The organism is Mycolicibacterium psychrotolerans, from assembly GCF_010729305.1.
In the GTDB taxonomy this organism is placed as follows: Bacteria; Actinomycetota; Actinomycetes; order Mycobacteriales; family Mycobacteriaceae; genus Mycobacterium; species Mycobacterium psychrotolerans.
On record NZ_AP022574.1, the window covers coordinates 899,177 to 917,334 of the forward strand.

Annotated in this window: 20 protein-coding genes; 16 read left to right on the forward strand and 4 right to left on the reverse strand. The window is 66.7% G+C overall.

Annotation, left to right across the window (positions count from 1 at the left end; genetic code table 11):
- Positions 1–21 precede the first annotated feature (21 nt).
- Positions 22–567, reverse strand: coding sequence for a PadR family transcriptional regulator (locus G6N45_RS04435; protein ID WP_057149869.1), 546 nt, complete (start codon positions 565–567; stop codon positions 22–24).
- Positions 568–684: 117 nt separating this feature from the next.
- Positions 685–1,554 (reverse strand): DUF1707 SHOCT-like domain-containing protein, encoded by an 870-nt coding sequence (locus tag G6N45_RS04440; protein WP_163720580.1) that lies wholly within the window; start codon positions 1,552–1,554, stop codon positions 685–687.
- A 124-nt stretch (positions 1,555–1,678) separates the two neighbouring features.
- On the opposite strand from G6N45_RS04440, the gene G6N45_RS04445 reads away from it, so the two are divergent.
- From G6N45_RS04445 to G6N45_RS04455, 3 genes are read left to right on the forward strand one after another with little or no spacing between them, the layout of a single operon-like run.
- Positions 1,679–2,104, forward strand: a complete 426-nt coding sequence (locus tag G6N45_RS04445; protein ID WP_048420392.1) for a DUF5318 domain-containing protein — start codon at positions 1,679–1,681, stop codon at positions 2,102–2,104.
- Positions 2,097–4,634: a transglycosylase domain-containing protein gene (locus tag G6N45_RS04450; protein WP_407664279.1), complete on the forward strand. Its 2,538-nt coding sequence runs from the start codon at positions 2,097–2,099 to the stop codon at positions 4,632–4,634. The genes G6N45_RS04445 and G6N45_RS04450 overlap by 8 nt, the downstream gene beginning before the upstream one ends.
- Positions 4,631–6,232: a glycosyltransferase family 87 protein gene (locus G6N45_RS04455; protein ID WP_163720582.1), complete on the forward strand. Its 1,602-nt coding sequence runs from the start codon at positions 4,631–4,633 to the stop codon at positions 6,230–6,232. Before G6N45_RS04450 ends, G6N45_RS04455 begins: the two co-directional genes overlap by 4 nt.
- Here the strand turns inward: G6N45_RS04455 and G6N45_RS04460 are convergent.
- A complete protein-coding gene (locus G6N45_RS04460; RefSeq protein ID WP_163720583.1) occupies positions 6,187–6,993 on the reverse strand; it encodes a DUF1206 domain-containing protein in 807 nt (268 codons plus the stop codon). The two genes, G6N45_RS04455 and G6N45_RS04460, sit on opposite strands and share 46 nt — an antisense overlap.
- A 118-nt stretch (positions 6,994–7,111) precedes the next feature.
- Between G6N45_RS04460 and G6N45_RS04465 the strand changes: the two genes are divergently transcribed.
- From G6N45_RS04465 to G6N45_RS27630, 9 genes are all read left to right on the forward strand, one after another.
- A complete protein-coding gene (locus G6N45_RS04465; protein WP_163720584.1) occupies positions 7,112–7,417 on the forward strand; it encodes a hypothetical protein in 306 nt (101 codons plus the stop codon).
- Between the two features lie 84 nt (positions 7,418–7,501).
- The gene (locus tag G6N45_RS04470) at positions 7,502–7,978 is read left to right on the forward strand and encodes a DUF5078 domain-containing protein (protein WP_163720585.1); all 477 of its coding nucleotides are present in this window, start codon (positions 7,502–7,504) and stop codon (positions 7,976–7,978) included.
- Between the two features lie 116 nt (positions 7,979–8,094).
- On the forward strand, positions 8,095–8,385 hold the full coding sequence (gene rpsF, locus G6N45_RS04475; protein ID WP_003931678.1) for a 30S ribosomal protein S6: 291 nt from the start codon (positions 8,095–8,097) through the stop codon (positions 8,383–8,385).
- Positions 8,386–8,451: 66 nt separating this feature from the next.
- On the forward strand, positions 8,452–8,961 hold the full coding sequence (locus tag G6N45_RS04480; RefSeq protein WP_163720586.1) for a single-stranded DNA-binding protein: 510 nt from the start codon (positions 8,452–8,454) through the stop codon (positions 8,959–8,961).
- Between the two features lie 50 nt (positions 8,962–9,011).
- Entirely contained in the window at positions 9,012–9,272 is a 261-nt protein-coding gene (rpsR, locus tag G6N45_RS04485) for a 30S ribosomal protein S18 (RefSeq protein ID WP_057149862.1), read from the forward strand.
- An 11-nt stretch (positions 9,273–9,283) separates the two neighbouring features.
- The gene (rplI, locus tag G6N45_RS04490; protein WP_057149861.1) at positions 9,284–9,739 is read left to right on the forward strand and encodes a 50S ribosomal protein L9; all 456 of its coding nucleotides are present in this window, start codon (positions 9,284–9,286) and stop codon (positions 9,737–9,739) included.
- 485 nt (positions 9,740–10,224) lie between these two features.
- Positions 10,225–12,429 (forward strand): replicative DNA helicase, encoded by a 2,205-nt coding sequence (gene dnaB / locus G6N45_RS04495; protein ID WP_407664281.1) that lies wholly within the window; start codon positions 10,225–10,227, stop codon positions 12,427–12,429.
- Positions 12,430–12,454: 25 nt separating this feature from the next.
- On the forward strand, positions 12,455–13,078 hold the full coding sequence (locus tag G6N45_RS27625; protein WP_170312414.1) for a hypothetical protein: 624 nt from the start codon (positions 12,455–12,457) through the stop codon (positions 13,076–13,078).
- Positions 13,079–13,090: 12 nt separating this feature from the next.
- Positions 13,091–13,762, forward strand: coding sequence for an LAGLIDADG family homing endonuclease (locus G6N45_RS27630; protein WP_170312415.1), 672 nt, complete (start codon positions 13,091–13,093; stop codon positions 13,760–13,762).
- A gap of 358 nt (positions 13,763–14,120) precedes the next feature.
- Here the strand turns inward: G6N45_RS27630 and G6N45_RS04505 are convergent, their stop codons facing one another.
- A complete protein-coding gene (locus G6N45_RS04505; protein WP_163720587.1) occupies positions 14,121–14,897 on the reverse strand; it encodes an SDR family NAD(P)-dependent oxidoreductase in 777 nt (258 codons plus the stop codon).
- A gap of 392 nt (positions 14,898–15,289) precedes the next feature.
- Here G6N45_RS04505 and G6N45_RS04510 point away from each other — a divergent pair, with 392 nt between their 5' ends.
- From G6N45_RS04510 to G6N45_RS28230, 4 genes are all read left to right on the forward strand, one after another.
- Positions 15,290–16,204: an MBL fold metallo-hydrolase gene (locus G6N45_RS04510; RefSeq protein ID WP_197746867.1), complete on the forward strand. Its 915-nt coding sequence runs from the start codon at positions 15,290–15,292 to the stop codon at positions 16,202–16,204.
- A gap of 74 nt (positions 16,205–16,278) precedes the next feature.
- The gene (locus G6N45_RS28365; RefSeq protein ID WP_163720588.1) at positions 16,279–16,719 is read left to right on the forward strand and encodes a pyridoxamine 5'-phosphate oxidase family protein; all 441 of its coding nucleotides are present in this window, start codon (positions 16,279–16,281) and stop codon (positions 16,717–16,719) included.
- A 194-nt stretch (positions 16,720–16,913) separates the two neighbouring features.
- Positions 16,914–17,717, forward strand: a complete 804-nt coding sequence (locus G6N45_RS04520; RefSeq protein ID WP_163720589.1) for a cation:proton antiporter domain-containing protein — start codon at positions 16,914–16,916, stop codon at positions 17,715–17,717.
- A complete protein-coding gene (locus G6N45_RS28230) occupies positions 17,698–18,138 on the forward strand; it encodes a cation:proton antiporter domain-containing protein (protein WP_264059556.1) in 441 nt (146 codons plus the stop codon). The genes G6N45_RS04520 and G6N45_RS28230 overlap by 20 nt, the downstream gene beginning before the upstream one ends.
- Positions 18,139–18,158 lie beyond the last annotated feature (20 nt).

An 18,158-nucleotide genomic window follows, 5' to 3' on the forward strand; every position in this document is an offset into this window, starting at 1 on the left:
CTGTATGGGTGGTACTCGAGCTCAAATCTGTTCGGCACGTCCCTGCGCCGACTTCTCCGCCGCGATCAACTCGTTGAGCCAGTTGACTTCGCGCTCACTGGACTCCAGTCCCAGCTGGTGCAGCTGTCTGGTGTACCGGTCGAACGAGTTGCTCGCCCGCGCGATGGCTTCACGCAGACCTTCCCGACGCTCTTCCACCTGACGGCGGCGACCTTCCAGAATCCGCATCCGCGCCTCGGCGGGGGTGCGGTTGAAGAAGGCGAGATGCACTCCGAAGCCGTCGTCGGAGAAGTTCTGGGGTCCGGTGTCGGCGACCAGCTCGGTGAACCGCTGCTTGCCCGCGTCGGTGAGCTGGTACACCCGGCGCGCGCGGCGCACCTTGACCGTGCCTTCCGGCGCGGCGTCCTCGACGATCAGGCCGTCGGCCTGCATCCGCCGCAGCGCCGGGTAGAGCGAACCGTAGGAGAAGGCGCGGAACGCGCCGAGCAGACCGGTGAGCCGCTTGCGCAACTCGTAGCCGTGCATCGGCGCCTCCAGGAGCAACCCGAGGATGGCGAGCTCGAGCATCCGGGCACCCCCTTCTCATGATTCGCCGCTAGGACGATCCGACACGTCGCACAACTGTATCGCGCCGATATATTGAGCGCCACAAGGGTGCCCCTGGGGAGGGCCGGTGGGCGTCGGTCAGGAGCTGGGGTAGCTGATCCGCTTGACCGTCATATCGCCGCCCAGCTCGATGTATCCGCTGTTCCCGAACTTCGGCGACACGTAGATGCTGATCCCGATGCTCTCCGGCGGTGCGGTCATGTCGCTGTTGGCGTCGATGTTGATGTACGTGGTCTTCACCTCCGCCGGGTCGATCCCGAGCGTCTCGGGAGCGCCCCGCAGGATGCCCACCAGCTGCGGGACGTCGAATGCGGCAAGGTCCACCAACCGGGCGTCGGCGCTCACGCTCGTCTCGCTGGGGTCGTCCCAGCCGCCGCGGTAGGAATAGCGCAGCACCCGGCGAGGCTCGGTGGGGTCCTGGCGCTCCAGCGAGGCGTAGTCGGGATAGATCGTCAGGCTGTAGCCCTTGGTGTCGCCGAACTTCTCCTTCATCTGGGTGAACAGCCCGGTGAGCCCGCCGAGCGAGTGCAGCTGCCGGGGCGGGGTGAGCACCGTGGCGGGAATCCCGTCGGCTTTGGCCCCGGGGTCGGAGGTGAAGTTCAGCGGTGAGGGCGTGTTCCCGTAGAGGCCCCACCCGATCGCCACGCCGAGGAGCACCAGTACCGACGCCATCGCGATCCGGATGCCCCAGCCGCCGGGCAGCTTGGGCAGCTGCCGGGGCGGTTTGCGCAGCTGGGTGGGTGCATTGGCGGTCTGCAGGTCGGAGACCAGGTCTTGCAGTTGGCCCAGCGTCGCGGCGGTGGTGGCGGCCTTCACCCGCTCGCCGTGCTCTGTCATCGACAGCTGACCCTCGGCGAGCGCGGTGTCGAGAATCTGGCACGTGTCGGTGCGATCGCTGTCCTTTGCCCGCGTCCACGTTGTCCCGCGAGTCGAGCTGCCGGAGGCCACGAGACATGATCGTAGGAGTTCAGTCGGCGATCCTGCAGGCCAGCGCCGATCACGGCATGGTCGGCGCCGGCCCGGGAGCCATGTCACGCGTCCGCGGCCCGGGCGCCGACGTACTCTGGTCTGCGTGCGATTGCAGCGACAGGTGGTGGACTACGCCCTGCGGCGGCGGTCCCTGCTGGCGGAGGTCTACTCGGGGCGCACCGGCGTCACGGAGGTCTGCGACGCCAATCCCTACCTGCTGCGCGCGGCGAAGTTCCACGGCAAGCCCAGTTCGGTGATGTGCCCGATCTGCCGCAAGGAACAGCTGACCCTGGTGTCGTGGGTGTTCGGTGATCATCTCGGCGCGGTGTCCGGATCCGCCCGCACAGCAGAGGAGCTGGTTCTGCTGGCAACCCGTTACGACGAGTTCTCGGTACACGTGGTGGAGGTATGTCGGACCTGCAGCTGGAACCATCTGGTCAAGTCCTACGTGCTCGGCGCGGTGCCGCCCCCGAAGGGCTCGCGTCGCACCCAGACCGCGCGCAGCAACGCGCGGACGGCCAGTGAATAGCGACGGGCGTCACGACCGATCAGCCGACAGTGCCCGCGATGGGCGCAGGGCGGCGGACGGCGTGAACGCACGACCCCAGCACCGAGCCGACGCTCCCCAGCACCGCGCCGAAGCGCCCCGGCACCGGCCGCCCGGCCCGGTTGCGCCGCGTCCGCCCCGGCCGGCTCCCGACGACCGGTTGACCACCGTGCTGCCTCCGGTGCGCGACGAGCGTCCCCGGCATCTCCAGGACCCGATCGACGCCGTCAAGCGGGCGCTCGACGGCGGCCCGCCGAAGCAACCGCCGCCCCCGGGTCGCCCGCCCGGCGGCGGAGGACCCCCGGGCGGTGGCGGTCCTCCCGGACGCAAGCCCACCCTGCGTGAGCAGATCAACGGCAAATGGGTGCGCCGCAGTCTGATCGCGATGGCCGTGGTGCTGATCGTGCTGCCGCTGCTGACGTTCGGGATGGCGTATCTGATCGTCGACGTGCCCAAGCCCGGCGACATCCGCACCGCGCAGGTGTCGACGATCCTGGCCAGCGACGGTTCGGAGATCGCGAAGATCGTTCCGCCGGAAGGCAACCGGGTCGACGTCAACATCGACCAGATCCCGGTGCACGTCCGCGATGCGGTGATGGCCGCCGAGGACCGGGACTTCTACTCCAATCCGGGCTTCTCGTTCACCGGCTTCCTGCGCGCGTTCAAGAACAACATCTTCGGCGGCGATCTGCAGGGCGGGTCGACCATCACCCAGCAGTACGTCAAGAACGCGTTGGTCGGCGATGCGCGCTCCGGGGTGGGCGGGTTGATCCGAAAAGCCAAGGAGCTGGTCATCTCCACCAAGATGTCCAGCGAATGGTCCAAAGACCAGGTGCTGCAGTCCTATCTGAACATCATCTACTTCGGCCGGGGCGCCTACGGCGTGGCCGCCGCGTCGAAGGCGTACTTCGACAAGCCCGTCGAGCAGCTCACGGTCGCCGAGGGCGCACTGCTCGCGGCGCTGATCCAGCGGCCCTCCGCTCTCGACCCGGCCGTCGACCCGGAAGCCGCGAGCGAGCGGTGGAATTGGGTGCTCGACGGGATGGTCGAGATCGGGGCTCTGTCCAAGCAGGACCGCGCGGCGCAGGTGTTCCCGCCCACGATCCCGCCGGACGCGGCGAGCACCCAGAACCAGACCACCGGGCCGAACGGGCTGATCGAACGCCAGGTGACCAACGAGCTGATGGACATCTTCAACATCAGCGAGCAGCAGCTCAACACCGAAGGGTTGCAGATCACCACGACGATCGATCCGAAGGCGCAGTCCGCCGCGGTCGACGCGGTCTCGGAGAACATGGACGGGCAGGACCCCGACATGCGCACCGCGGTGGTGTCGATCGACCCGAAGACCGGCGGCGTCAAGGCCTACTACGGCGGCTCGGACGCCAACGGGTTCGACTTCGCCCAGGCCGGGCTGCCCACCGGATCGTCGTTCAAGGTGTTCGCGCTCGTCGCTGCGCTGCAGCAGGGCATGGGGCTGGGTTACCAGGTCGACAGCTCACCGGTGACCGTCGACGGCATCAAGATCACCAACGTCGAGGGCAGCAGCTGCGGCACCTGCAACATCGCCGAGGCGCTGAAGCGTTCACTGAACACCAGCTACTACCGGTTGATGCTGAAGCTCAAGAACGGCCCGCAGGACGTCGCCGACGCCGCGCACCAGGCCGGCATCGCCGAGAGCTTCCCCGGTGTCGAGCACACGCTGTCCGAGGACGGTAAGGGCGGCCCGCCCAACAACGGCGTCGTGCTCGGCCAGTACCAGTCCCGGGTCATCGACATGGCGTCGGCGTACGCGACGATCGCCGCGTCGGGCGTCTATCACAAGCCGCACTTCGTGCAGAAGGTCGTCAACGCCGAGGGCACGGTCCTCTTCGATGCCAGCCAGGAGGACAACACCGGCGAGCAGCGCCTCGACAAGGCCGTGGCCGACAACGTGATCGCGGCCATGCAGCCGATCGCCGGATACTCCAAAGGCCATGCGCTGGCCGGCGGCCGGCCGTCGGGGGCCAAGACCGGAACCAACCAGCTCGGCGACACCGACGCTAACCGGGACGCATGGATGGTCGGCTACACGCCGTCGCTGTCCACCGCGGTGTGGGTGGGCACCGTCGACGGCACCAAGCCGCTCGAGAACAAGTGGGGTTCACCGGTATACGGCTCGGGCATCCCGAGCGACATCTGGAAGGCCACGATGGACGGCGCCCTCGACGGCACCGACAACGAGTCGTTCCCCAAGCCCGAAGAGATCGGTGGCTACGCCGGTGTGCCGCAGGCGCCGCCGCCTCCGCCGTCGACGACGGTCGCGCCGCCCCCGTCGGACACGGTGATCCAGCCGACGCTGGAGATCGCGCCCGGCATCACGATTCCGTGGGGCCCGCCGACCACCGTGCCGGCCACGCCGGCGCCGGCCCCCGTCGGGGCCCCTCCCGGTCCCGAGGTCGTGCCGGGGGCGCCGCCGCCTCCCGGCGCCCCGGTACCGGTGGCGCCCGGCGCACCCCCGCCGCCTCCGTGACGTCGCCGGGCCCTCTCGCAGACGATCTGCGGAGCCTCGACGAACGCGATTTCCCCAGCCGCACCGACACTCTCGGTGCTGCGCTGGCGGGCACCATCGGCGGCTCCGTCGGTCGGCACGCGCTGATCGGCCGCACCCGGTTCCTGACCCCGCTGCGGGTCATGCTGGTCATCGCGCTGGTGTTCCTGGCGCTCGGCTACTCGACCAAAGCGGCCTGCCTGCAGACGACGGGTACGGGCACCGCCGATCAGCGGGTCGGTAACTGGGCGAACAACCGCGCCTACTACGAGCTCTGCTACTCCGACACCGTGCCGCTCTACACCGCGGAACTGCTGAATCTCGGGAAGTTCCCGTACAAGTCGAGCTGGCTGGAGACCGACGACAAGGGCAAGCCGCGACTGCAGTACGACGGTGCCCCCGCGGTGCGGTACATGGAGTATCCGGTGCTGACGGGGATCTACCAGTACCTGTCGATGTCCGTGGCGAAGACGTACACGACGCTGACGAAGCTGACGTCCGTGCCGATCATCGCCGAGGTGGTGATGTTCTTCAACATCTCCGCGTTCGGTCTGGCGCTGGCGTGGCTGACGACGGTCTGGGCGACCGCGCTGCTGGCCGGTGCGCGTCGGATATGGGACGCCGCGCTGGTCGCGGCGTCCCCGATCGTCGTCTTCCAGATCTTCACGAATTTCGACGCGCTGGCGACGGGGTTGGCCGCGGGCGCCATGCTGGCGTGGGCCCGCCGCCGGCCGGTGCTGGCCGGGGTGCTGATCGGGCTCGGGGTGGCGGCCAAGCTGTACCCGCTTCTGCTGCTGATCCCGTTGACGCTATTGGCCATTCGCGCCGGCCGCCTCCGTGAGGTCGGCAAGACCGCGCTGGCGGCCGCGGTCACGTGGCTGGTGGTCAACCTGCCGATCATGGTGCTGTTTCCGCGCGGATGGTCGGAGTTCTTCCGGCTCAACACCCGCCGCGGTGACGACATGGATTCGATCTACAACGTGGTGAAATCGTTCACCGGGTGGCGGGGCTTCGATCCGGAGCTCGGGTTCTGGGAGCCGCCGGTGGTGCTCAACGCGATCACCGCCGCGTTGTTCGCGGCGTGCTGCATCGCGATCGGCTACATCGCCTTGACCGCATCGCGTCGGCCGCGGGTGGCGCAGCTGGCGTTCCTGGTGGTGGCGGCGTTCCTGCTCACCAACAAGGTGTGGAGTCCGCAGTTCTCGCTGTGGCTGGTGCCGCTGGCGGTGCTGGCGCTGCCGCACCGACGGGTGCTGCTGGCGTGGATGACGATCGACATGCTGGTGTGGGTGCCGCGGATGCTGTATCTGTTCGGCGAACAGAACAAGGGTCTGCCGGAACAGTGGTTCACAGCCACCGTGCTGCTGCGCGACATCGCAGTGGTGGTGTTGTGCGCGTTGGTGATTCGGCAGATCTACCGGCCGGAGCTCGATCTGGTGCGCAGGGGCGGGATCGACGACCCGGCGGGCGGGGTGTTCGATCGGGCGCCTGACGCATATCCCGCCGGGTTACCGGATTGGCTGCGCCCGCGCGATCACATCCGCGCCCAGCGTGCCAGCGCGAAGCTGTACAGCCCGTAGGCGAAGAAGCCCAGGGCGGCGAACCCCAGCAGGACATCGCCGGCGGAGGTCGCGCCGAGTGTCTTGACCGCCGAGTCAAGCCCGGCGGCCTGCGTGGGATCGGTGCGGACGGCGGCCACGATCACAAGAATTCCGGTCAACGCGTACACCAGCCCCTCGGCCACGTACCCGTACACACCCAGCATGATCACGACCGGGCCGCCCGAGGTCGTCAGATCGTCGACGAACCGGCGGGACGCGCCCTTGTACGCGTAATAGCCGCCGATGACGGCGATCACCACCCCGACGGCGATCAGCGCGGCACGGCCTGGAAGAGATTGCATCAGAACGAAGCTCAGCCCTGAGTTCTGCTCGCTGCTGGGCTGGCGGCTGCCGACGGCGAAGCGCACGCTGGTGTAGCCGACACTGCAGTAGATCGCCACCAGGCCCAGTGCCTTCAGGCGGTTGCCGGGGCTGGCGTCGTCCGGGTCGCTGCCACGCTCGGTGGGATGCAGCCCGAAGATCGCCTCCGCCAATCGCCACGCGGCCAGCGGGACCAGCGCGACGGCGATCGCCCACAGGATCACCGCGCCGTCGGTGGTGCTGGCGACGGTCGCCATCGCCCCTGAGGGGTCGGCATTGCCACCAAGCCCGGAGGCGATCCTCACGATGACGTAAGCGATCAGAAAGTGCAGCGAGCCGCTCGCGATGAAGCCCGCGCGCGCTGCCCGGCGGATACCGTTGTGCTGGACGAGCCGGTCGATGGGAAGCGGCTCGGACACGAGAGCGCACTACCCTGGGGCGGTCCCGCCGAAACCGGGACGGCGTTGACCGTTTGCCGCTCGCCGCCGGTGGTTATATTTGCTAAACAACTGATGCATCTCAGGCTGGAGTCCTCTCATGAGCTTTATCGACCGGGCCCTGCCCGCCGCGGTGGTCCTCGGCGGTCTCGTCGCGGGCGCCCTCGGCTTCGGCGCCGCACCCGCATTCGCGCAGCCGGCTCCGCCGCCGCCCCCGCCCGGACCCGCCGAGTTCCCCCCGAACCCGCCGGGCGAGCCCGTGCCGAACTGGGCGTCCCGCAAGCCGGCGGAGATGTGGAACGGCGAGCCGGTGGTGTGGACGTCGATGTGGGGCGGCCGCTGGGGCGTGTGGAAGCACGGCAGCTTCATCACGCTGTCGTCGAACCCGGTCACCAACGGCGGCTGAGATGGAGATGTCTGTCTGCCTAGATGCGCTATATAGTTGACGGACGACTGGCCGCTTCGTGCGGGCCATGAGGTGGGAGTGACGATGAGCGGAATGATCAGGCGCACGACGCAGATGGCGCTGGCGGCAGCTGCCGCGGCGACGGCGTTCCTGGGTGCGGCGGCTCCGGCCGGCGCCGATTCCACCGACGACTACCCGATCCCGCGCCGGATGATCCAGACGACCTGCGACGTCGAGCAGTACATGGCCGCGGCGCGGGACACCAGCCCGGTGTACTTCGAGCGCTACATGATCGACCGGAGCAATCGCCCTGCGGACGTGCAGCAGATGGCGTTCGACCGTATCCACTGGTTCTTCTCGCTCGACCCGGTCGCGCGGCGCCAGTACTCCGAGGACACCGCCACCAATGTGTTCTACGAGCAGACCGCGACGCGGTGGGGCAACTGGGCCAAACTGTTCTTCAACAACAAGGGTGTGGTCGCGCACGCCACCGACGTCTGCATGAACTACCCCAAGGGCGACATGTCCGTGTGGAACTGGCCCGTTCCCGGCCACCCCTGAGCGCGATTTCGCAGATCAGCGCCGCCCCCTGTAGCCTGAACCGGTTGCCGACGCAGGCGACCCTCCTGTCACGGACACGCCGTGGCCGATCAGACCAGAGGAGGTGATGGGTTCCTATGCGTCCATACGAAATCATGGTCATTCTCGACCCCACACTCGACGAGCGCACCGTTGCCCCGTCGTTGGAGACGTTCCTGAACGTCATCCGCAAGGACGGCGGCAGTGTCGACAAGGTCGACATCTGGGGCCGGCGCCGGCTGGCCTACGAGATCGCCAAGCATGCCGAGGGCATCTACGCGATCGTCGATGTCAAGGCCGAGCCCGCGACGGTGTCCGAACTCGACCGTCAGCTCAACCTCAACGAGTCCGTGCTGCGGACCAAGGTGATGCGGACCGACAAGCACTAAAGAGTGCCGATCGTCGGAGCCGCTGCGTAGGCTCGCGCCCAACGTCCGCTCACCTAGGAGGAACTCGTGGCTGGTGACACCACCATCACCGTCGTCGGAAACCTGACCGCCGATCCGGAACTGCGTTTCACGCCGTCCGGTGCCGCGGTGGCCAACTTCACCGTTGCGTCCACCCCGCGCATCTACGACCGGCAGAGCGGGGAGTGGAAGGACGGCGAGGCGCTGTTCCTGCGGTGCAACATCTGGCGTGAGGCCGCCGAGAACGTGGCCGAGAGCCTGACCCGTGGGTCGCGCGTGATCGTGACGGGCCGGCTCAAGCAGCGCTCCTTCGAAACCCGAGAGGGTGAGAAGCGCACCGTGTTCGAGGTCGAGGTCGACGAGATCGGGCCGTCGCTGCGCTACGCGACCGCGAAGGTGAACAAGGCCAGCCGCAGTGGCGGCGGCGGTGGCGGGTTCGGCGGCGGCGGTGGCGGCGGTAATTCGTCCCGCGGCTCCGAGCAGCCCAAGGACGATCCGTGGGGCAGCGCGCCCGCGTCGGGGTCCTTCGGCGGCGCCGACGACGAACCGCCCTTCTGAGACAACAACATTCGGAAACATCCGAGACATTTCAAGAAAGAGTTAGACACATGGCCAAGTCCTCCTCCACGAAGAGGCGTCCGGCTCCGGAAAAGCCGGTCAAGACACGCAAGTGCGTGTTCTGCTCGAAGAAGGGGCAGAACATCGACTACAAGGACACCGCGCTGCTGCGCACCTACATCAGCGAGCGCGGCAAGATCCGTGCCCGCCGGGTGACCGGCAACTGCGTTCAGCACCAGCGAGATATCGCGATCGCGGTGAAGAACGCCCGTGAGGTCGCGTTGCTGCCGTTCAGCTCGTCGACGCGATAAGGACGATTGAGATGAAACTGATTCTGACTGCCGAGGTCGAGCACCTCGGAACGGCCGGCGACGCGGTCGAGGTGAAGGACGGCTACGGCCGCAACTATCTGCTGCCGCGCGGTCTGGCCATCGTGGCCACCCGTGGCGCGCAGCGCCAGGCCGAGGACATCCGGCGCGCCCAGGAGCTCAAGGGCGTCAAGAGCCTCGAGCACGCCAACGAGCTGAAGACGGCCCTCGAGGGTCTCGACGGCGTCGAGCTGGCGGTCAAGACCGCCGGTGATTCCGGCAAGCTGTTCGGTTCGGTGACCGCGTCCGACGTCGTTGCCGCGATCAAGAAGGCGGGCGGACCGAACCTCGACAAGAGGACGGTGCAGCTGCCCAAGGCGCACATCAAGACCGTCGGCACCCATCCCGTCACGGTGCGCCTGCACCATGACGTGGCCGCCACGGTGTCGCTGAACGTCGTCGCCGGCTAGCCACCTTCGGCATTCACGGCCGGGTGGAGACCGAGAGGTCTTCGCCCGGCCGTTGCTGTACGTTCGGCGAACTCTTCGGGGGCGAATCGTTCCCAGCGAACATAACCTGGTGTTAACCTGCATGGCCCCGAAGCGAAACACAACACGCCCGGGAAGGAAACCGGCGACGACACGCCGACGAATTTCCCATCCACAGATTCTTGCCGGGTCTATGGTGCGTCCATCTGCGGAAACAAGGCGGATGACGGTGTTGATCCACAGGTTCTCCCCAAGGCCTCAACATGGCCCACCAGACCTATCCACACGCCATCCACAAGTCTGTCAACAAGCGGTGGTTGCGTCCCGCCCAGCAACGTCTAGCGTTGGCCGTCGCGGACGCAGTTGCGGGTGCCGGCGGGGGTCTTGTCGGAGCTCGGACTTACAGTCGCAGCAGGATGCGCGTCGAACGTGCGTTCGAGGTCGATTGAGGAGGGGTGAGGCACCGCGTGGCTGTCGTCGATGACTTGGGCCGGTCCGGGGACCGCACGTCCATGGAGCCTCCTCCCAACGAGGACTTCGGCCGGCAGCCACCCCAGGATCTCGCGGCGGAGCAGGCGGTGCTGGGCGGCATGCTGCTCAGTAAGGACGCCATCGCCGACGTGCTCGAGCGGTTGCGCCCCGGGGACTTCTACAAGCCGGCCAACCAACTCGTCTACGACGCCGTGCTGGATCTGTACGGGCGCGGTGAGCCCGCTGACGCGGTCACCGTGGCCGCGGAGCTCGACCGCAAGGGATTGTTGCGCCGGGTCGGGGGAGCGCCCTATCTGCACACGCTGATCTCGACGGTGCCGACGGCCGCCAACGCCGGGTTCTACGCCGAGATCGTCTCGGAGAAGGCGCTGCTGCGTCGTCTGGTGGAGGCGGGCACCCGGGTGGTGCAGTACGGCTACGCCGGCGCTGAGGGCGCGGACGTGAACGAGATCGTGGACAGGGCGCAGGCCGAGATCTACGACGTCACCGAGCGACGGGCGACCGAGGACTTCGTGCCGCTCGAAGAGCTGCTGCAGCCGACGATGGACGAGATCGACGCGATCGCGTCGCAGGGCGGGATCTCCAAGGGTGTGCCGACGGGGTTCACCGAACTCGACGAGCTGACCAACGGTCTGCACCCGGGTCAGATGATCGTCGTGGCGGCACGCCCCGGTATGGGGAAGGCGCTGTCGCTGGACACGCCGCTGCCCACGCCGAAGGGGTGGACGACGATGGCCGAGGTCGCCGTCGGTGACGAGCTGATCGGGCCGGACGGATTGCCGACGCGGGTGGTGGCGGCGACGGCCGTGATGGAGCGCCGGCCGTGCTTCGAGGTCGAATTCTCCGACGGCACAGTGATCGTCGCGGACGCCGAGCACCAGTGGCTGACCTCCGGCGCGATCCGCACCACCCGGGAGATCGCCGAGACGTTGTCGACCGGCCACTCGGTCACTAACACCTGCGCGATCCTGGCAGAGGACGCGGACCTTCCGGTACCGCCGTATACGTTCGGCGCGTGGCTGGGAGATCCGACGACGGACGACCCGGAGATCCTGATGCGGATCGAGGGGGAGGGGTCGAGCACACCCGAGGCGCTCGACAACGGGCGCATCCCGGCGGAGTATCTGCGTGCCTCCGAAGCGCAGCGGCGCGCGCTTCTTGCTGGCCTGCTCGACGCTCGGGGAACGGTCGCGGACGACGGAGCGATTCGGCTGTCTGTTGCCGGCGAGCGGCTGTTGGCTGGCGTCGCGGAACTTGTTGTCTCGCTGGGCTATCGGTGCCGAGAGGCGGATAGTGGGATTGCCTTCTCGGCAGCGGACAGCGTCTTCGGTGTGCACCGGAAGGATCTGCTGCACAAGGAGCGTCGCGGGGAGACCTCCGAGTCTCGGGCGATTGTCGATGTTCGGCCCGTCCCGAGCGTTCCGGTCCGGTGCGTCGAGGTCGACAACGCCAGCCACATGTATCTGGCCAGCCGGTCGATGATCCCGACGCACAACTCGACGCTCGGGCTCGATTTCATGCGGTCGTGCTCGATCAAGCATCATCTGCCGAGCATCGTGTTCTCGCTGGAGATGAGTAAGACCGAGATCGTCATGCGTCTGCTGTCGGCCGAGGCGAGGATCAAGCTCGCCGATATGCGGTCGGGCCGGATGAGCGATGACGACTGGACGCGGCTGGCTCGGCGGATGAGTGAGATCAGTGAGGCGCCGCTCTACATCGACGATTCGCCGAACCTGACGATGATGGAGATCCGGGCCAAGGCGAGGCGGCTGAAGCAGAAGGCGGATCTGCGTCTCGTTGTCATCGACTACCTGCAGCTGATGACGTCGGGCAAGAAGGTGGAGTCGCGTCAGCAAGAAGTGTCCGAATTCTCCCGGCAGATCAAGCTTTTGGCGAAGGAGCTCGAGGTTCCGGTGGTGGCGATGAGTCAGCTGAACCGTGGCCCGGAGCAGCGCACCGACAAGAAGCCAATGCTTTCTGACCTGCGTGAATCGGGATCGATCGAGCAAGATAGCGATTTGGTCATCTTGCTTCACCGGCCGGATGCGTTCGAAAGTGATGACCCCCGCGGCGGTGAAGCTGACCTCATCATTGCGAAGCACCGCGCTGGCCCAACACGCACTGTCACCGTGGCGCATCAGCTGCATCTGTCGCGATTCGCGAACATGGCCAAGCAGTAAAGAGGAACCCGAAATCCCTGGTTTGATGAGCGCGTCGTTAATTCTGACCGCCGATTCCGGTGCGCAGGTGCCGGTCGCCGACCTAGCCCTCGTTGGCAGACATGCGCAGATATGGGCGCTGGACGGTGGGCGCCGATTGCGAGCCGCACGAGTTACCGCAGTTCGCGCCGTGGAACCGCAGGAAGCGTTCACGGTACGCCTGGCGTCGGGCCGAACCGTTGACGCATTGGGAGGTATGTCTTTCCTGACGTTGACTGGGTGGAAGCGTCTTGACGAACTTGCCGTGGATCGCCGCATTGCGGTACCGAGGCGAGTGCCCGAACCCGTTGCGGCACAACGCATGGTCGATGCCGAATTGATTCTGCTCGCTCATATGATCGGCGACGGATCCTGCGTAAGACGTCAGCCGGTCCGGTATGCCAGCATCGATGAGCAGAACCTTCGGGCGGTTACAGCGGCCGCAGCACATTTTGGGGTGACGGCCGTGCGTGACGTGTACGAGGCTGCGCGTGTCACGACGTTGAGACTCCCCGCACCGTTCCGGCTGACGCACGGTAAACGCAATCGCATCGGCGCGTGGCTGGATGGCCTCGGATTGTTCGGCAAACGCAGTTACGAGAAATTCGTACCAGCAGCGGTTTTCGCGTGACCCAACGACCAGGTGGCGTTGTTCTTGAAGCACCTCTGGTCGACGGATGGCTGCATCAAGTGGGACGCGAAAGCTGGGCAGGGGCGCATCTACTACGCGTCCACGAGTCGGCAACTCACCGATGACGTGCGGCATTTGTTGCTTCGACTGGGCATTGTGTCGCGCGCTTACCGGGTTCCACAGGGTCGGTATCGGGACATCTGGCGTCTGCACGTGTCCGGTGTATCCAGCCAGCGGCGCTTCCTGCGACTGGTGGACGCACACGGTGCGAAGTACTTCGACGCGCGCGAAGTTCAGCACAACCTCGAAGGCATCGTCGCGAACGAGAACGTCGACACCGTCCCGCGCGAAGTGTGGTACACGGTTCGCCAGAAGCTCACAGATCACAAGATGACACACCGCGCGTTCGCCGAAGCCATGCGGACGCCCTTCTGCGGATCGACGATGTGGAAGCACGCCCCCAGCCGCAGTCGCCTTCACCGCGCCGCCGCGATCCTCGACGACCGCAGCCTGCATGACCTGACCAAGAACGACCTCCTGTGGGACAAGGTGGTCGAGATCACCGCCATCGGTCAGCGCGAGGTCTACGAGGTGACCGTTGACGGCGCCGACAACGTCATCGCCAACGGGATCGCGGTGCGCGCGGTAGATCGCTCGAACGCCGCCGGCATTAACTCAGACTAGTTGTGCCGCAGTCAAAGACGATCACTGTGACCTATCAGCTCCACCTGTCGCGATTCTCAAGACGTAGGGCTGCGTTATCGGCGGCATCTTCTGTAGCGACACCCTCGCCGACGAGAGGGCTCCTGGTTCCCTACGGCCTACCGTCCATGGGGAACAGGCGGCAATGTGCTCTCAGCGCTCGGCCGGATGGCCGGCGCACGGCTGCTGTGGTCCGGTCTGCCGCGGACCTCACTGAGCGCGCGGCGACCTACTCGTTCATCGCGTGGCAGCCATTGGCCACCGTGGCAACCGTCACGGCATGTGGGGGGCGGAAGGACCGTGACCACCACCGAGCCGCGTTGTGTGCTCTCGGCGTTGACTACTTGGGAGGCATCCGAATGCCGCCGTCGACCCGGACCACTTCGGCATTCATGTAGGAGTTCGTGATCAGCTCCACCACCATCGACACGAGCTCCTCCGGCTTGCCGAGCCGGCGCGGGTAGAGAACGGACTCGCCGAGCTTCGCCTTGAAGGCCTCGGATTCCGGACCTTCTCCGTAGATCGGCGTGTCGATCAGACCGGGTGCGACGGTGTTCACCCGAATCCCGACGGCCGCGAGGTCACGGGCCACCGGCAGGGTCAGTCCGACGACGCCGCCCTTCGACGACGAGTAGGCGGCTTGCCCGATCTGGCCGTCGAAGGCGGCCACACTGGTCATGTTGACGATCGCGCCACGCTCCCCGGAGTCGGTGAGGTCGAGTCGGCTCATCGCAGTAGCCGCGAGCCGGATGCAGTCGAAGGTGCCGACCAGGTTGATGGCGAGCACTTTCTTGTAGGCGTCGAGGTTGTGCGCGGAGGCGAACTCACCGTCCTTGCCGATAGTCCTTTGTGCCCAACCGATTCCGGCAGAGTTGACCAGAACGCGGAGAGGTCCGAGATCGATGGCGGTGTTCACCGCATCCTCGATCTGCGAGGTGTCTGTCACGTCGACACTGACGTACACGCCACCTATCTCGTGGGCCAGTTCCTGTCCGCGTTCTGCTTGCAGATCGGCGATGACGACGCGTGCACCCTTGGATGCCAGTAGTCGGGCGGTGGCGGCGCCGATACCCGATGCTCCGCCGGTGACAATTGCGCTAGTTCCGTTGACGTCCACAGCGCGAGTTTAGGACAGGGTGTGGTGACCGGAGCGCGAGATGCTCACCGGACGCCATCTCGCCTCTACTGGTCTGCGGCGTGGGTGCCGCGCCGGCACCACTATCACCGCCGTCTTCCAACTGCCCACCGTCGTCGCCGGCGGGTGGGCGCCAGTGGCTGACCGACCCCGCCATGAATCCGAAGACGGGGTCGGGCATGATCTTCAGGACTCGGCGGCTGCGTTTAGCCCGACCCGACCTTCGTGAGCGGGGCGCGCCGTCCGCGCTGTTGCGTGCCGAACTCGAGACAACAACGACCGCTGTATGGTCCTTCGCGCCCGACGACCGGAAGATTCGTCTTCAAAGGCGTGTTGGGTTGTACATCGATGACATCCCAACCTGGAGGACCCTCGTGAGCCCGGTACGCATTGGAGACGTCGACGTCGAGCGAGTCCTGGAATGGGTGGGACCGATCAAAACGGTCGACGAGATGTTCCCCGACACCCCACCCGCCGCCTGGTCCGACGTGGATCCGCAGCACTGGACGCGCTCCTCACGGGCCTACCGGGCCGCCATCCAGACCTGGATCCTTCGCTCCGGGGGGCGCACCATCCTGATCGACACCGGGGTCGGCAACGACAGGGAACGGCCCCAGGTTCCGACCTTCGATCATCTGAATACCGATTTCTTGCAACGGCTTTCTGACCTCGGCATCCAGCCCGCCGATGTCGACGTGGTCATCAACACCCACATCCACTACGACCACGTCGGCTGGAACACCCGACGGGATGGCGCGTCGTGGGTGCCCACCTTCCCGAACGCCACCTACTTGGTGCCGCAATTGGATTACGACTACTTCCATCCCGACAACGCCGGGCGGACGCGGCCACCGCAGACCGAGGACGAGCGGGCGCGTTTCGCCGGGATCCGTCTCGTGTTCGAGGACAGCATCGCGCCGGTGGCCGTCGCGGGGCAGCTTCACACCTGGCAGCACGGCCACAGCGTGGACCCGTACCTGCGTCTGGAGCCCGCCCCCGGACACACTCCAGGGTCGTCGGTCGTGTGGCTGGACACGGGAGCGGGCGCGGTCTTCGTCGGCGACCTCGTCCACACGCCTGTACAACTCGGCCGTCCCCACGACCGGTGCGCCTTCGATCTCGACCCGCAGCAGGCCCGCATCAGCCGGCGCGCCGTGCTCGGCGCCGCCGCACGCACCGGGGCCACCATCTTCCCCGCCCACTTCGCGGGCCGCGGTGCCGCCGTCATCACCCCCGCCAGCGACGACGGCTACGACATAGAGCGGTGGGCACCGCTCCCCGCTCTGTAGGGCGGACGGCTGCAGCCCCGCTGTACAGGTGCTTTCACGACCGGGGCCCGATTCCGCTCTTGTTAGTCTGTTCCATGCCCCGAAAACTCACTGACGAGCAAATTGAGGCCCTTCTCGATAGCCGCCCGGGCTGGGCGATTCTGAGCACCATCGACCAGGATGGACTCCCGCATACCGTGCCCCTTGGATACTTTCGCCTCGACCGCGACATCATCATGGGTGTGCGGGATGGGACGCGCAAAGTCGCCAACGTCGAGAGCAATCCGAAGGTGAGCGTCATGCTCGAAGACGGGTCCACTATGGCGGACATAAGGGGGGTGATGTTCCAAGGTCACGCCCGCATCGTTCGCGAACCAAGCGAAGCACTTCAGCTTGCGCGGGAAGGGGCCCGGGCGCGAGGTGTGCCAGAGGCGGAGTGGCCTACCGCATCCAGGCCGGGCTCTGCCTACATCCGCATGACACCGGTGAGAACTTTGTCTTGGGATTACTCAGATCCGACGTCGGACCACGCGTAGCGCCCCCAGCCATCGCGGGATGCGACCGCTCCGATCTGATTGCACGACAACCGGTTCACTGCACGGCGGCGCCGGCAAGCCTGGCCGACCGGGCCAGGGCGCACGTTCCTGGATCTGCCGGCGGGCAGGTTCGTTCACGACTCGTCCTGCAGCAGTTCACCGGTTCTTGCCGGCCGGCGGATGATGATGACGCGATGTCGTGGTCGATCGCCGGGCTGGCGGCCGTGCTGGTGGTCTGGTCACTGTTCGCGCGCCGGCTCAGGCGCTGGCAGATCACCCCGGCGCTGATCCTGGTGCTCGCTGGAACCTCTTTCGGCTTCCTCACCGATGATGCACTCGCAGGCCGCCTCGAGGCTCGTGTCGTCGAGCCCACCATCGAGGCGATCTTGGCGATTGTGCTGTTCGAACACGCAACCCGAGTTCGCGACGGATTCTTCGGCGGCCACACCCGCATCGTGCTCCGGCTGCTCTTCATCGCGCTGCCGGTCGGCTTGGCGCTGGCCGTGATTCTCGGCGCCGGCTTGATGCCCAGTCTCACGTTGGCGCAGCTTCTCGTGCTCGCGTGTGTGGTGGTCCCCGTCGACTTTGCGCCGGTGGTGTCCTTCCTGCACGATCCTCGGATTCCCGAGCGGGTCCGCCACGTGTTCAACATCGAGGAGGGCTACTCCGACGGGGTGATCGCGCCGGTGTTCCTGCTCGCGCTGACGATCGCGAGTGGCGAGCACACCCGGGCGGAGGGAGTAATTTACGCGTTGCGGCATGGAATTCCGCACGTCGCCATCGCTGTCGTGCTCGGCGTCGGCATCGGTGCGGCGGCCGCGTGGTGTGCCAACGCAGCCGACCGCCGCGGACTGATGACCGAACAGTCTCGCCGACTGCTGATGCTCGGTGTGCCGGTGCTGACCTACACCCCTCAACGTCGGCGTACACGGCAACGGCATCGTCGCGGCGTTCGTCGGCGGCATCGCCTACCACAGTGTGCGGCGCTACGTCGATGAGGAGCGCGAGCAGGAGTACATCGACGACGTCGGATTCGTCCTCGCGGCGGTGGTGTGGTTCGTGTTCGGCGCCGTCGTGTGGGAGAAGCTGCACGACGGAGTCGCCGTGAGTCAAGTGGTCTTCGGGGTGCTGGTGCTGACCGCTGTCCGCGCCATCGCGGTCGCGTTGGCGACGGTGCGGTCGCCGCTGAGCGGCCCAGAGCGGGTCCTGTTGGCGGGGCTCGGGCCACGTGGCACCGCGAACGTCGCGCTGGCGCTATGGGCCTATATCGTCCTTCCCCCCGGACCGGGCGACACTCTTCTGTCTGTGGCCATCGTGGTCGTCCTGGGCAGTGTCGTCCTGCACGGCGTCGCCGCGCCGATCCTGGTGAGCCGGGTGGATTCTCGCGTCGCCGCCGGGGCGTGGCGGCAATCAAACTGACTGCGGGGAGTGCATACCCT

What these genes read in the sequence shown, in the direction of transcription:
- G6N45_RS04435 (WP_057149869.1), bottom strand. Translation starts at nt 567, where the DNA reads ATGCTCGAGCTCGCCATCCTCGGGTTGCTCCTGGAGGCGCCGATGCAC.
- G6N45_RS04465 (WP_163720584.1), top strand. Translation starts at nt 7,112, where the DNA reads ATGAGCTTTATCGACCGGGCCCTGCCCGCCGCGGTGGTCCTCGGCGGT.
- G6N45_RS04470 (WP_163720585.1), top strand. Translation starts at nt 7,502, where the DNA reads ATGAGCGGAATGATCAGGCGCACGACGCAGATGGCGCTGGCGGCAGCT.
- rpsF (WP_003931678.1), top strand. Translation starts at nt 8,095, where the DNA reads ATGCGTCCATACGAAATCATGGTCATTCTCGACCCCACACTCGACGAG.
- rpsR (WP_057149862.1), top strand. Translation starts at nt 9,012, where the DNA reads ATGGCCAAGTCCTCCTCCACGAAGAGGCGTCCGGCTCCGGAAAAGCCG.
- rplI (WP_057149861.1), top strand. Translation starts at nt 9,284, where the DNA reads ATGAAACTGATTCTGACTGCCGAGGTCGAGCACCTCGGAACGGCCGGC.
- G6N45_RS27625 (WP_170312414.1), top strand. Translation starts at nt 12,455, where the DNA reads ATGAGCGCGTCGTTAATTCTGACCGCCGATTCCGGTGCGCAGGTGCCG.
- G6N45_RS28365 (WP_163720588.1), top strand. Translation starts at nt 16,279, where the DNA reads ATGCCCCGAAAACTCACTGACGAGCAAATTGAGGCCCTTCTCGATAGC.
- G6N45_RS04520 (WP_163720589.1), top strand. Translation starts at nt 16,914, where the DNA reads ATGTCGTGGTCGATCGCCGGGCTGGCGGCCGTGCTGGTGGTCTGGTCA.